This window comes from Xylella taiwanensis, from assembly GCF_013177435.1.
GTDB lineage: Bacteria > Pseudomonadota > Gammaproteobacteria > Xanthomonadales > Xanthomonadaceae > Xylella > Xylella taiwanensis.
The window spans coordinates 2184986-2199593 of the sequence record NZ_CP053627.1 but is presented as its reverse complement, the minus strand read 5'-3'; the positions used below and the strand labels follow the sequence as shown (position 1 = coordinate 2199593).

Sequence of the window (14608 nt, the reverse complement as noted above, 5' to 3'; positions counted from 1 at the left end):
CTTGAATGACGATGTCACCTTTGCGATGTGCGAGAAAATGACTGTGGCTGGTAAGAAAACACATGCGTTGTGCAGTGTCACGATCCTGCTCTAGCCAGCCACTGGTGGAGGGAGCCGATACGCCAACATCTGGTTGCTTTGGGTGTCGCACGGCATCTGGCTGCCAAGGGTGTTGTGAAACTTAGAGAAATTCCCGATCAGTAAGGACGTTCAGGTGATCGGTCGCTATGCTCCGGATGTTTTGCCGATTCAGCTGCGTTTGCAAAGCGTAATCGACGTTGTGCTTTGCTGATGATCAGCAGGTTGACGGTGGACTCACCGCTTTTTGCTCGCAGTGGCTACCCTGCTTGATCAAGCTTGATCAGTCGCTGTGTTACAACCAGCATCTTGAGTTGTTAGGGTGTTGGGTGCGGTGCTCAGTGGCTCAAGCGTGGGATTGGCATCGCATCTGCCGGTACCGTGGAGTTGTATTCGTCGCGTAGGTAGTCGGGTAGTTCATGATTGTCTTGATGGTGCCTGCGCAGGGCACGTTGGATCTGGTAATTGCGGCGTTGCAACCAGGCATCGCGTGTTAGCGCGTACTCGTCTACGGCGTCGTCACGTATGCTGTCAAACGATAACAGCCGAGCACGGGTGTCCACGAGTTGCAAGCCTTGTAGGCCGTAGTGCCACGTGTTGTTATCGATCCGCCGCAATAGCGACAGTGGAAGGTCACCCGCCAAGCCGAAGGTGTCACGCACTGTGCGCGGTCCAAACAGCGGTAGTTCGAAGTAACGTGAGTTGTGCCAGCCCCACACTGCCAAAGTTTGCCCAAAGTTCTCGTTGCGGCGCGGAATTTTAGCGGCGCTGGCTGGATCAAGGACGCCACCCAGCCCTAGAGTGGAGTTCAGCAGAAACCGGCCCAGTGTCTGTAATGCGTAGACCGGGTGGTTTTGCAGCACTTGGTTGACCATGGTCAGTGGTGAGCTAAGGTTGTCGAAAAAGTTGGTCACACCCCGTTGCGCGTTGTTCGGCACTACACGTACGTAGGCGTTAGCTAGTGGCCGCGCGATATCACGGTCTACGACCATGTTGAATTGGTGCATGGCGCGGTTGTAGCGTTCCCAAGGATCGTAGGTAGCGTAAGTGTCGGTTGGGTTGCTCACGCTTGCATTGGAATGACCGACAGACGGTGAAACGGCTCCGTAAAGTGCGGCGTAGTCTTCTTCAGCTTGGGTCGGTGTATTTTCTGGGTTGTTGTCTGTTGCTGCTGCCGGAGTCACAGGGTTGGGGGCGCCCGGTGTGGCTGCCGTCGTTTGCGGCTTGGCAGGAGGGTAGGGCGTTACGGTCATGGTGGGCATTGATGTGTCCAAGGCAGTCACTGTTGGCGTGACGGACTTCGTTGCCTTGCTGGCACAGGCCGCCAGTAGCAATGAGGAGGCAATGAGGGTCAGGGCTTGGGGGTGATGCATGGCACGTCTTCGGGTCAGGACTGGAATTGCAGGTCGGAGGACATTCTGTAGGCGGCGAGAAGCTCGTCGAGACCGGGTGGGTGGCCCACTATGACCGGCAGGTTGCCTTGGACACGGATCTCCTCCAACAGTTCGGCAAGCAGCGCCACACCGGTGCTGTCCAAGCATTCGACGCCGGTCAGATCGAGTTGGCACACACCATTGCTTTTACTTTGTGCTTGGATCTTAGGCCATAACGTGATGGCCGCATCGCGGTTGAGGGGGCCGCTTAGCACAAGCGCTTTGCCGTCGCGATGTAGGGTAGTTTCACTTACCACTGGTCTTCCCGATCTGTAGGGCGCCATTACGCAGGTCTGCGGCAACTTGCGTAATCCCCTTTTGGCGCAGCGGCGCGTCGAACTGATTTCTGAAGGTTTGCACGTAAGAAATGCCTTCGATCATGACGTCGAAGATCTTCCATTGGCCGTTAACATTGCGTAGCAGGTAGTCGACTGCAATTGGGTCAGCTCCGGAACGGATCAGTTCTGTGGAGACTCTGACATTACGATTGCCTGGTAGGAGGGTCTCGGACTTGGCGCGGAAATTCGGTTTACCCTCGAAGGTAAGCAGAGTGTTACCGTAACGCTGTATGAGATTGTCGGCAATTGCGTCGGTAAACAGCTTTACGTCGGCGTCGGATGCGCCGCGGGCGTATTTCCCTAGAACCAAACGTGCGGCGTAATCACGATCGAGAATAGTGTTGAATTCAGTCTCCATGAACTGACGCAGCGCTGTTGGGTCCTGGCGAAATTGGGCACGCTGCTGTTCCAGTGTGGACAAGATGCGCATGCTGGAGTCAATCACCGTCTTGGTGGCTTGGCCTTGATTGGCGGTGGCGGTCGGTGATGCCTGTGCCAGCATCATGGCTGGAAATGCGATTGGTAGAGCATAGGCGAGCATGATGGAGAACAGTGTGGTCTTCATTTATGTGTTTCTTGAGTGTCTGTATGGGAGGAGGCAGTGTGATCAGTTTTGCTGGTGGTGCTGTTGGATGCGGATGTATCACCGCCACCGCTGAACATGTATTTGCCGACCAACTGGATCAAATCCACTGCTGGCTGGGTGAAGGCGATCTGGTCGCCGGGTTTGAGCACTTCCGGGTCACCGCCAGGCAGCAAGTTGATGTAGCTCTCGCCGAGGAGGCCACTAGTCAGAATGCTCGCTGAGGTGTCGGCCGGCAGATCTTTGTATTGGTTGTCTAGTGACAGCGTGACCACCGATTCAAAGGTCTTCGGATCCAGGGTGATGTTACTCACTTGGCCGATGTTGACTCCGCTGATACGTACTGGTGCCTGCTTGCGCAGTTGTCCAATTTGGGTGAAGTGAGCGGTTAGCGTGTATTGGCCGCTGCCCACACTCCAGCGTTGGTTGGTGGAAGCGACTGCCAGCACCAGTAGCGAGACGAGGGTCAGTAGCAGAAAGGCACCGACGGCGAATTCGAGTCTTGGTCCACGCATCACTAGGGTGATCTCACTGTTGATCCAACAAATGCTCCGACATGGATGGATTGGAGCAATTTTTCACTTGTATTTCTTACGTAGGAAAATACTGATTCTTGCATGTAGGGAAGCCGGATTAGGATTATCGGAATAACAGTGCCGATAGCACGAAGTTAAACATCAATACCAGCAGTGAGGCGTTGACGACTGCACGCGTGGTTGCTATCGAGGTGCCTTCGATGGTCGGTTCAGCATGAAAACCCACATAAGCTGCCACGAGTGCCGATGTGCCACCAAAGATCGCTGATTTGAGCATGGCTACGCCGAAATCATCCAAAAAGTCCACGCTGTTGCGCAGTCCTGACCAGAACAGACCATTGTCGATGCCTAACACATGCACCGCTTGGAAGTAGCCACCGCAGATGGCCAGTGAGCAGAAGACTCCTGTGAGTAGCGGCACGGTGAATACTGCCGCCCAAAAGCGCGGGGCCACTGCTTTGGCTACCGGGTCGATGGCCATCAGTTCCAGTGCCTTGATCTGATCAGTGGCGCGCATCAGGCTCAGTTCGGCGGCGACTGAGCTGCCAGCACGTCCGATGAAAAGCAGTGCGGTCAGTACCGGGGCTAGTTCGCGATACAGCGATAGGCCCAGGAGCGTGGACAGCGCGTCTGAGGCGCCGTAGAGGGTGAGTGTGCGGTAGCCTTGCAGTGTCAGTACCAAGCCGACGAATGCGCCTCCCACAGCGATGATCGGTAGTGAGCGCGCACCGACCTTATAGATCTCACGGGTCAGTTCGGCAAAGAAGTCGCGTGTGGGGAGCGAGCTGCGCAGTACAGTCAGCGCGAACAGACCAGAGCGGCCAAGCGCATGGATTGAGGACACCAGTGGCATCAGGCGGAACTCCCGTTGGATGTGCGTGGTGCTGCATCGAAGGGGATTGGTCCGTCCGGTTGCCCATGTAAAAACTGGCGCACCAGCGCATCGTTGCTCGTTTCCAGTTGCGCAGGTGTCCCGGTGAAGATGATGGTGTTATTAGCGATCACCACCGCTTGGTCGCAGATTGGCAGGGTCTCGTGTACGTGATGGCTGACGATGATCGTGGTCAAGCCGAGACTGTCGTTGAGGCGTTTGATCAGACTCACGATGACACCACTGGCAATTGGGTCCAAACCTGTCAGTGGCTCGTCGTAGATCATCAGGGGCGGATCCAGCGCCAGCGCGCGTGCGAGCGCCACACGCCGCGCCATGCCACCGGATAACTCGCGCGGCATGGCTTCGGCGGCGGCGCGCAGGCCAACGGCGTGTAGTTTCATCAGGACGAGCCGTTGCAGCAGTAGTTCTGGCATTCGGGTATGAGTGCGCAGTGGCAACGCGACGTTTTCAGCCACGTTCAGATCGGTCAACAAGCCGTTGCCCTGGAGTAATACACCCAAGTTGCGCCGCATTTCTAACAGTGCCCGGTTCCCCTGTGGGATATCACGCCCGAACAGCTGGATTTTCCCGGTGATCGGGCGAAGCTCGCCGGTCAGTGCGGCGAGCATGGTTGACTTGCCACTCCCGGATGGGCCTAACATCGTGGTAATGCTGCCGTGCGGCACCTGTAACGCAACATCGCGCAGAATCGTACGCCCGCCGCGGTCGATACGGACACCGGACAATTGAACGGCAGGAGTGGGAAGCATCATCGCTTGCAGATTAACATAAAAAATATGTTAATATCTCCTTCAATTAACTGAATACGATAGCCTTCGATCCGTTCAGGCATGAACGCCATCGCAGGCGGAAAATCGTTTGTGTCATTTGGGGGGGCATAATGTTAGGCCGCATTGCCTAATTGTGACGTTATAGCAATTTTCTTTAAAATGACGGAACGCCCCAAACGATTCAGCTTGCATGACGCGTTGCGCTGTGAGCCTGCTGCGGCAAGATGTTTCCGATGATGGTCACCACCGACTTTCGCCTATACCACTCTAATGCACTCGAAGTTCTGGCGGGACTGCTGGCCGAAACGTTGCAGACCCCGGTGCCAGGTCAGTCGCTGTTAGTCCCAGATACCGTATTGATTCCACAGGCGGCCGTGCGGCGTTGGTTGCAAGCCACGCTGGCTACCACGCATGGAGTGGTGGCTAATCTGGAATTTCTCACCCCGGGCGAGTTCGTTGCCCGTGCTTTGGAAGCCAACCTAGGTGCGTTGCCGAACACTTTGGATGCAGCCGCGTTACGTTGGCGGCTGTATGCGGCGTTGTGTGATCCAGCATTGCTGGCGCAGCCGGCACTGGCTGAATTACGCGCTTACCTGGCTGATGGCGACGCCTTCAAACCTTGGACATTGGCTGAAGAATTGAGTGGGGTATTCGAAAAATACCAGGCTTGGCGTTGTGACTGGCTGCTGCGCTGGGAGGCGGGCGCAGATCCCGACGATCCGCAGGCCATCCTATGGAGGCACATAGTGAGCGGTACGACATACCGGGCACACCGCATCCAGGAGTACCTGAATCGTTATGGCCCAGGTACAGCGCAAAGGCCACAAGGATTGCCTGCGCGACTGTTTATTTTCGCCACGATCAACATCTCCCCGGATGTATTACGCGTCCTGGCGACCCAGGCACAGGTTGGCACACTTCACTTTTACCTACCGACGCCGACGCAAGAATATTGTGGTGATGTGCAGACGTGGGGCCAACGCTTGCACCAGACTGCCCCCTTCCTCAGCCAGACCGGAGAGAACCGCCTGCTACATGCCTGGGGTGCCGCAGGGCGTGATTTCATGGCCATGTTGGGGAGCTACGAAGTCGTCCATCCCTCCGGTGAAATCACGGCATACGACGATCCGGAACAACGTCCAGGTGCCACATTGGACGAGGGCGGCCTGCGCGATAGCCTGCTGCAGCGTCTGCACGCGGATCTATTCCACAACCGTTCGGTCCCTGTTCCCGCCCCCTTGCCAGCACCGCGTCTGGAGGACCCCAGTCTGCAGTTTCACGCCTGCCATACCCGGCTCCGCGAACTCCAAGTACTGCACGACCGGCTTCGCGCCTTACTGGAGCCAACCTCGCCGGAAGGACAGCGTTGCCACCCGCCCTTGCAACCGCGTGACATTGCCGTGTTGGCGCCGGATATCGATCTCTACATCCCCTATCTGGAAGCGGTATTCGGTGGTCATGGCCATCCCGACCCACTGCCATATGCACTGGCCGATGCCAGCCCACTCATTGAAGAACCGCTGGCCGAGGTGTTCCTGCGTCTGCTTGATTTGCCAGTCTCACGCTTCGGTCTGCACGAAGTGCTGGATCTGTTCGCCAGCCTGCCTGCCGGCTTTGACACGTATACCTTGGAGCGCCTGCGAAGTTGGCTGACTGCCGCCGGCGCGCGCTGGGCGCTGGATGCCGCCCACCGCGCCCAGCATCAGGCCCCGGCTGACGACGCCTACACCTGGCGCTTTGCACTGGACCGCCTGTTGCTGGGTCACGCCAGCGGCGAGGATGCCGACATCGTCGGCGTTGCCACCTGGCCGGATCTGGAAGGTGGCATGCTGACCGCATTGGACACACTGATCCGATTGCTGCGCGTCCTGGCGCAGACCCGGCAACGCCTGGGTGAGGCCCTCTTACCGGCGCAATGGCGGGAGCGCTTGCTCGGCCTGCTTGATGCATTGCTGCCGGACATGCCGATTGCACCCGACAAGCAGCGTATCTTAGAGCGCCTACGCAGGCTGATCGACACCTTTGCCAGTGATGCTGCACGTGCCGGAGTGGCGTTGCCTGTGCCTGCCGAAGTAGTGCGTATGCACTTCACCGCGCTACTGGCCGCAGTCGATACCCGTGCGCCCTTACTCACCGGTGGCATCAGCATTGGCCGGATGGTTCCCATGCGACTACTTCCGTTCCGGGTGATTTGCCTGTTAGGCATGAACGATGGCGACTTCCCGCGTCGTGATCCGGCAGCGGGGCTCAATCGTCTGACTGCCGAACTTGGCACGTCGCAGCGTCGCCCCGGTGATCGTTCCCGGCGTGACGACGACTGCTTTCTGTTTCTTCAATTGTTCACCGCGGCGCAGGACGTGTTCTACGTGAGCTACCTCGGCGCCGATCCCCGTGACGGCAACGTACGCGAGCCTTCCCCATTAGTTACAGAGTTGCTCGGCACCGCAGCGGCGTACCATGCCGACCCGAGTGCGGCGGCCAAAACACTCCTACTGCGACATTCACTACAGCCATTCGCCCCCATTGCGTTTGGCGCCGGCGGCGATCCCCGCCGCTTCAGCTACCACCCCTTGTGGCACGCTGCCGCGGCGAGTATCGGGGGACACCGACAGCCTTTAGAACCATGGAGTCACACCCGACTGCCGGCGCTTCCAGAGCCGGAATCCTCCCTGCCACTAGACATGTTGCGGCGCTTCTTCAGCGCACCTACAGAACAGTTCCTGCAGCAGCGCCTGGGGCTGCGCTTGCCCGAACCGCCTCAAGCGACCGAGGAGTGCGAACCCTTATGGCTGCCCAGCCACGGACTGGACCGCCATCGACTCGACACCCTGGTGTTTGCCTACCTGCTTGATGGTGCGGAGAGCACCTTGTACCTACGGTTGCGCGCGCGCGCGCTGCTGCCCTCTGGTCCCTTGGGCGAACGGCAACTGCGGGAGCGCATCGAATCCGTGCGCCCTTATGCCCAAGCATTCGCACAGTGGCGTGGTACAGCACCGTCGCAGTCACAGTGGCTGGAGGTGACGATCGACGGCGTGCGTCTGCACGGACGGATTCAGGACGTCTACCCGCAGGGAATGGCACGGCTGCGCCTGGGCACCCGCAACGGTCCGGCGGCATTGCGTCAGGGATTGGATTGGCTGTTGGCCAGCGCCGCCGGCCAAACGGGGTCGCTGGTCCGCTTCGAGGATGCCGGTGTTGCTGGCTTGGGCCCGCATATACAACCGCTCCTGCCGAGTTCGCAGGCCCATGCGGCACTGACGCTTCTGCTCCGCCTGCGGGCCGTTGGCCTACGCCAACCGCTGGCCTTCGGCCCGCATAGTGGCTGGGAGTACTACACACTTCGCCAGACGCCCGAGCGGGCATGGACGGCCGCGCGTGAACGCTGGCGTGGTAACGAACATCAATGGGGCGAAGGGAGCACTGCGGCGGTGCAATTAGCACTGCGCGGGCGCGATCCGTTCGCCACCCCGGAAGATGCGGCACGCTTTGCACAGTTGGCAACCGTAGTGTTTGACGCACTCACGACCGGTCATGCCGATCCGGATACGTTGACTTGGCTGGATCTACAGCCATGAGCGCCGCGCCTGACCCCTATCTGACCTTGCCGTTGCAAGGCGTGCGTCTCATCGAAGCCTCCGCGGGGACCGGCAAAACCTTCACGATGGCGACCCTGGTGACCCGGCTGATTGTCGAGCGTGGCTTACGCATCGGCCACATTCTGGCGGTGACCTTCACGGATGCGGCGACCCAGGAGTTACGCACCCGGATCCGCGAACGCCTGGTCCTGGCCGCCCGCCTGGTGCCGCACGCCGCTGCGGGGCTGGTGACCGTTGCGTCCCAACAGCCGCAGGTGCCGGATGGCAGAGTGGATGCCCCAGCGCAGCATGTGACCCGCGTGACTCCTGTGGTCGCTGGTCTCGCGTCACCTGAAGCGCCGGATGTGGCGTTGAGCCTGCATATCCTGCGTACCTACCTGGCGGCCAGTGATGAGACGCCAGAGACCTTACGCTGGCGTTTGCAACAGGCGGCCGACGAAATCGACCTGGCTGCGATTTTCACCATTCATGGCTTTTGCGCACGGGTGCTGTGTGAGCATGCGCTGGAGGCCGGGCAAAGCTTCACCCCACCCACGTTGTTGGCCAGTGACCGTGATCTACTGCACGAGCTGGCCACCGATCTGTGGCGTCAAGGGATGGCTGATGCGGAGGCCGTCGATGACCTGATACACCTGTGGCCCGGTGGGGCGGAGATGCTGGCTCAGGACCTAGGTGACCTGCTGTACCAGCCGCGCTTGTACCCGGTGCCATCACAGGAGAATGCGGTGGGGATGGGCGATGCTGCGCTTGCCACCGCTGAAGCCACGTTGCGCCATGTCTGGCAGGCACATGGCGCGGCGTTACGCATCGCACTGCACACGGCTTTGGAAGATGGCGTCCTCAGCAAGACCAGCTACAAACCTGATGCGCTGAACGAGCTGTCCGACTGGCTGGAGCGCTGGACCGTGGCACCAGAGACGTGTCCTGTGCCACATCCGAAGCTGGAGACATTGACGGCGGCAGCATTGCAGGCCGGCACCCGTAAGCATAGCGCCGGACGTCTGCCCATCTCCCCGGTGAGCGGGGCGGTGGAGCGTTACCTGGATGCTTTGGTGTCTGTCGACGTGGCTCGCGCACAGCGTCGCTTACGTCGTCTGCATCTGTTGCGTGCAGAGGCCCGGGTGCGCCTGACGGCGCTCAAACGCCAACGTCGCGTCCAGACCTATGACGATTTGATCGAAGGTGTAGCCCAGGCGCTGGACGGCGTGTATGGCCTGACCCTGGTGCGGCGCCTGCGCGAACAGTACCGGATCGCACTTGTCGATGAGTTTCAAGATACCGACATCACCCAATGGCGCATCTTTCATCACGTGTTTGGTGATGCGGCGCTGGTGCATACCGCCGGACTGACCCCGGCATTGTTTCTGATTGGAGATCCCAAGCAGGCCATCTATGGCTTTCGCGGCGGGGATGTACATACCTATCTTGCCGCGGCGGCCCGTGCTGAGCGCGCCCCGCCGTTGGAGCGTAATTTCCGCTCGCGTCCGGTATTACTGCGTGCCATCCAGGCGCTGTATGCACAAGGGGGTGAAGATGCGTTCCTGACCCCAGGTATCGCCTTCCATCCGGTGCAGCCGGGAACACAATGTAGCGCTGCCGACCTGAGTCACGCCGGTGTTGATGCGCCAGCCCTGGTGGTGTGGCAGGCCCCGCCGCCGCTGGACAGCACCGCCCGGGGCAAGCCGAAACCCTGGAGTGCGGAGGCCGCGCGCACCCTGTGTACCGATGCATGCGTGCATGCGATTTACCGATGGCTTGCCGACGCCCAGACGGGACGTGCCATGTTGGAGGGCCGCCCCGTGTGCGCCGGCGACATCGCCGTGCTGGTGCGCAATCACCGTGAGGCAGCGTTACTGCAGCAGGCGCTGGCGCGTGCCGGGATTCCTGCCGTCGCTGCCGGGAAACACAGCCTGTTTACCACGGACGAAGCCAATGAAACGCTGGCCGTATTGCTGGCCGTCCTGCACAGTGCTGACGAAGGCCGGCTGCGTGCGGCGCTCTCCACCGTGCTGCTTGGGCTGACCGCCACGACAATCGCGGCATTCGATCATGACAGCGTTGCCTACCGCCACTGGCAACTTCAGGCGTTGCGCTGGCGTGAACGTGTGCAGAGCGCTGGCCCGCTGGGGCTGCTGAGTGACTTGTGTGCAGCGCATGCCGAACGCCTACTTGGTCTGTTCGATGGCGAGCGCCGTCTAAGCAACTATCTGCAACTGGGCGAACTGCTACAGCAAGCCCACCGGCGCGCCCTGGGCTTGCACGGCTTGGTCGATTGGCTGCGGCGGCGGATCGCTGCGGCCAAGGACGATGATGAAGCACAGTTACTGCGTCTGGAGTCAGATGCGCGGCGGGTGCAGATTGTCACCCTGCATAAGAGCAAGGGCTTGGAGTACCCATTGGTGTTTCTGCCTTACGTTGGCATTGGTCGTTCCCATGCTGGCCCAGGCCGTTACTGCGTCGTGCACGATGCCGAGCAAGGGCGCGGCCTGTATTGGTGTATTGATAAGCAGGCCCCAGATTGGGAGCAGGCCGAGGCCGCTTGGAAACATGAACAGCGCGCTGAAGAGGCACGCTTACTGTACGTGGGGCTGACCCGTGCCAAGCATGCCCTCTGGATCGCGACCGGCAGCTTTTATCACACTGAACGCACCGCGTTATGGCCGCTGCTGCGTGACCCGCAGGCGTTGACGGCGCACCCTGGCATCGTGTTTGACGCTGCGGTGCCACCGTCCACGGTGCCCCGGTTGACGCCTGAACACGCTCACAGTGTGCCGCCCGCGCGGCCGGCGCAACGTGTACTGGTCTCGGAGTGGTGGGTGTACAGCTTTACCCAGTTGGCGCATGCCAACGCGGGGACTGATTCCGAGGCCAGCCGCCGTGTCACTGAGCTCCCCAGTGGCGGTCAGGACGAACCCGCACTGGCGCTGGATGTGATCGAGCAGGGCGTCTCCGGGACCGAGGTCCTAGCCGACTCACGTTTTATCGGCACCCGCTTTGGTGTCGCACTGCACGAGGTGTTTGAGCGCACCGACTTTGTGGCGTGGTGTGCGTGGCGTGCCGATGCCCCCGTGCCTGTTACTGAACGTGCTGTGTTGGTTGAGGCGCTACGCGGCAGTGGCTACGTGGCCGAGGACGTGGACGCCGGAGTGGCGCTGCTGACTCCATTGGTCGGCCATACCTTGACCAGCGTCCTCCCCGAGGGGGTACGTCTATGCGACGTGCCGGTCACGGAGCGGCGCCCGGAGATCGAGTTTCAATTTGTCATGCGTCCGACGGTGGTTGATGCGTTACTTACATTGCTGCATGAGCACGGCTTGGTACGGCAGCGTCAGGGCTTCGGGATGCGGCGTCGGTTGGAAGGACTGATGACCGGCATGATCGACCTGATTTATCGCCACGCCGGACGTTGGTACGTGCTTGATTACAAGAGCAATCGCTTGCCTGGCTACACGCCAGCGCATCTAGCCGCGGCGATGGCTGACAGTGAGTACGACTTGCAGGCGCTTATCTACACAGTGGCATTGCACCGCTGGCTGCGCTTCCGTTTGGGGGATGGCTACAACTATGCGCGTGATATGGGCGGCATCCGTTATCTGTTCTGCCGTGGTGTGGACGCAGCGCGTACCGATGCAGTCGGCGTGCATGCGCAGTCCTTTGCTCCTGCGTTGATTGCTGCGGTCGACGCGATGTTCAGCGGAGCGTGTCCATGAGCTTGCTCGCTGCGCTATACCAGGCTGGCGTGCTGCGTACGGTGGACGATGCGTTGGCACAGAGCCTGTGTCGCCTCGATCCGGAGACCCCGGATATGGTGGCTGCCGCCGCTGCTCTGGCCTCGCTGGCGGTGGCGCATGGTCATGCGGGCGTGGAGCTGGCACACCCGGGGGGGCTTGCTGGAGAGAGGTGCGCCTGGCCCTCCGGAGCGGACTGGGCACAGATGCTGCGCGCCAGCCCCTGGGTGGCCGAGCCGTCCGGGGGGCATGTGCCGACGCTGCCAGATTGTCCGTTAGTGCTTGAACACGGTGTGCTGTATCTGCGCCGCTATCGGGAGTATGAGCGGCGCCTCGCCAGCGGGGTGCTCCGGGTGGCTGCCGCACGCTTGCTGCCGATCGAACCCGCAGCACTGGCGCCCGTGTTTGCTGTGCTGTTTCCACAGGGACACGCTGGGCAGGATCGGCAGGCGCGCGCCGCGGCGTTAGCTTTGCAGCGTGCGTTATTACTGATCACGGGTGGGCCTGGGACCGGCAAGACCACGACGATTGCGCGCTTGCTCGTGCTGCGCATCGCTCAAGCGCGGCAACAAGGTGTGCCGCCGCCACGTATTGCGCTGGCCGCACCGACGGGCCGCGCGGCGGAGCGCATGGCTGAAAGTCTGCGTGCAGCGGCGGCGCGGGTGCGTGCCGCGGGCCTGGATGCGGCGTTGCTGGCGGCGTTGCCGTCGGGAGCGAGCACGGTGCATCGTTTGCTCGGTGTTGTTCCCGATACGCCGCGCTTCCGCCACCATGCCGACAATCCCTTGCCGTATGACCTGATCGTGATTGATGAGGCATCCATGGTGGATTTACCGTTGATGTGTAAGCTGGTCGATGCTGTGGCGGACGGCACGCAGTTGATTTTGCTGGGTGATCCGGATCAGTTGCCGTCCGTGGAGGCGGGCGATGTGCTGGCGGCGATTCTGGCCGCTGCTGGTGCCGGTGACGTGTTGGACGCGGCTGATGCGCAGGCATTGGTGCCCTTGTTAGGCAAGCCGTCTCCAGCGGTGGCTTCAGAACGTTCCTGTGTTCGCGGCAGTCTGCATGGGCATCGTGTGCATCTGCAAAACAGTCACCGCCAGGGTGCGGATTTCGATTTGGCACCGCTGGCCGCGGCGGTGCGCCTGGGGGATGCCGGGGCCGTGCTGGGGTTGCTGCGCGGCGGCACACTCCGTGGGGTGCAATTTCATGCAGGGGTGTTGGATCCGTGTGGCGATGCTGGTCAGATGTTGCTGGCGCATTGGCGTGCATTGGCTGCGCTGTCTGATCCGGTACAGGCATTGGCCGCGGCGGCGCGGGTGCGCCTGCTGACTGCGCTGCGTGACGGGCCACAGGGGGCTTCTGGGCTCAATGCGCGGATCGAGCATCTGCTTGGTGGGCGTCGCGGCGGTGCGGATGAGTATTTTCATGGCCGGCTGGTGTTAATCACTGAGAACAGCAGCCGTCACCGCCTGTTCAATGGTGATATCGGCGTCTGTCTGCGCGAGCCCGATGGGACGGTGTGGGCTTGGTTTTCCGGTGAAGGGGCCGCGGGTGTCCGCGCATTCGCACCGGCGGCATTGCCGGCGCATGAGAGTGCGTTTGCGATGACGGTGCATAAGGCGCAGGGGTCGGAATGCGACACCGTTTGGCTGCAATTGCCGCGTCAAGACAGCCGGGTGCTGTCGCGCGAGCTGATCTACACGGGATTGACCCGGGCGCGTCATACGCTCCATCTGGCCGGTGGTGAAGCGGTGCTGTGCGCGGCGTTGGCACGGCATGCGGTGCGGGTGTCCGGGCTAGCTTGGCGGCTCGGTGCCGATCCCACTGGCTGGAATGCGGTGCCCACAGCGGCGCTTGGGGGGCACGCTGATACATCCGGGATGTTGGTGCAAGGTGAGTTGTTCTGAACGTGCAGGGTTCAGACCCATTGAGCAGGTGTCGATACGGATGCGGACCTATGTTTCCAGACAGATATTCCGTCAGTGACTTTTAGTGGAATTGACTGTGCCAAGTGGGGCTGTGGGTCACCGCTGCGGTGTAGATATCCAGCAGGTGTGACAAGTCCAGGGTGCTGTCTGGTACTTCGTTGTTGCATTTATTGCAGAGGATGGGTTCACGTTGGTATGGATGCTGATGCGCGGGATTGATCAGCGATCGCTTGGCGAGGTAGCAAAAAGCCCGCAGACGCTTTGGATGTGGTGACCAGTGTGGCATCGGGTCAGGTGTGGGGCATGAGCGAGCATCGATCTTTGCGTGGATGTTTGTCTTGCTTCTGGGGTTTCATGGTTGGCGTGATGTCATCGAGCGGTTTGGCGAGCGCGCTTCATCGGGTGTTTTACGTCATGTCTGGGGTCTGATGGATCGATGCATTTCTACACGATGCAAAGCTTGGTAACGCTTGTGTTGTTCCCATATTTGACCTTTCCGACATCAGCCATTGAATGTTGACCATTTGATCCTCGTCTTCGATGTTGACTGCATTGGGGACAAGATGGGTGTATTCGGGCGTTGAGAGTGGGTGCGTTGTGAGGCTGGACACGGGGAAGTCGGAGTTCTGGTATTGCCTGGTTCTGGGAAGCGGTTGTTTCCGGTGGTGCTCTGCATAGCGCGCGTTAGACTTTGGAGCCGTATTTCCGATTGGGCATTCC

General features: G+C 60.5%; 9 protein-coding genes. 3 read left to right on the top strand and 6 right to left on the bottom strand.

All coding sequences use genetic code 11. The annotated features are described in order from the left end of the window. Positions 1-416 precede the first annotated feature (416 nt). From PLS229_RS09420 to PLS229_RS09395, 6 genes are all read right to left on the bottom strand, one after another. Positions 417-1451: an MlaA family lipoprotein gene (locus PLS229_RS09420; RefSeq protein WP_038270561.1), complete on the bottom strand. Its 1035-nt coding sequence runs from the start codon at positions 1449-1451 to the stop codon at positions 417-419. 14 nt (positions 1452-1465) lie between these two features. Beyond that, entirely contained in the window at positions 1466-1795 is a 330-nt protein-coding gene (locus tag PLS229_RS09415; RefSeq protein ID WP_201745722.1) for an STAS domain-containing protein, read from the bottom strand. Continuing rightward, positions 1758-2414, bottom strand: coding sequence for an MlaC/ttg2D family ABC transporter substrate-binding protein (locus PLS229_RS09410; protein WP_038270563.1), 657 nt, complete (start codon positions 2412-2414; stop codon positions 1758-1760). The genes PLS229_RS09415 and PLS229_RS09410 overlap by 38 nt, the downstream gene beginning before the upstream one ends. Continuing rightward, positions 2411-2947: an outer membrane lipid asymmetry maintenance protein MlaD gene (mlaD, locus tag PLS229_RS09405; protein WP_038270564.1), complete on the bottom strand. Its 537-nt coding sequence runs from the start codon at positions 2945-2947 to the stop codon at positions 2411-2413. The genes PLS229_RS09410 and mlaD overlap by 4 nt, the downstream gene beginning before the upstream one ends. A gap of 124 nt (positions 2948-3071) precedes the next feature. Beyond that, positions 3072-3821 carry an MlaE family lipid ABC transporter permease subunit gene (locus PLS229_RS09400; protein ID WP_038270565.1) on the bottom strand — a complete coding sequence of 250 codons (750 nt, stop codon included), beginning with the start codon at positions 3819-3821 and terminating at the stop codon, positions 3072-3074. Next, on the bottom strand, positions 3821-4615 hold the full coding sequence (locus PLS229_RS09395; RefSeq protein WP_038270567.1) for an ABC transporter ATP-binding protein: 795 nt from the start codon (positions 4613-4615) through the stop codon (positions 3821-3823). The genes PLS229_RS09400 and PLS229_RS09395 overlap by 1 nt, the downstream gene beginning before the upstream one ends. A gap of 242 nt (positions 4616-4857) precedes the next feature. Here PLS229_RS09395 and recC point away from each other — a divergent pair, with 242 nt between their 5' ends. From recC to recD, 3 genes are read left to right on the top strand one after another with little or no spacing between them, the layout of a single operon-like run. Next, on the top strand, positions 4858-8208 hold the full coding sequence (recC, locus tag PLS229_RS09390; protein WP_038270568.1) for an exodeoxyribonuclease V subunit gamma: 3351 nt from the start codon (positions 4858-4860) through the stop codon (positions 8206-8208). After that, positions 8205-11939, top strand: coding sequence for a UvrD-helicase domain-containing protein (locus PLS229_RS09385; RefSeq protein ID WP_160199304.1), 3735 nt, complete (start codon positions 8205-8207; stop codon positions 11937-11939). Before recC ends, PLS229_RS09385 begins: the two co-directional genes overlap by 4 nt. After that, positions 11936-13867 carry an exodeoxyribonuclease V subunit alpha gene (gene recD / locus PLS229_RS09380; RefSeq protein ID WP_038270331.1) on the top strand — a complete coding sequence of 644 codons (1932 nt, stop codon included), beginning with the start codon at positions 11936-11938 and terminating at the stop codon, positions 13865-13867. Before PLS229_RS09385 ends, recD begins: the two co-directional genes overlap by 4 nt. Positions 13868-14608 lie beyond the last annotated feature (741 nt).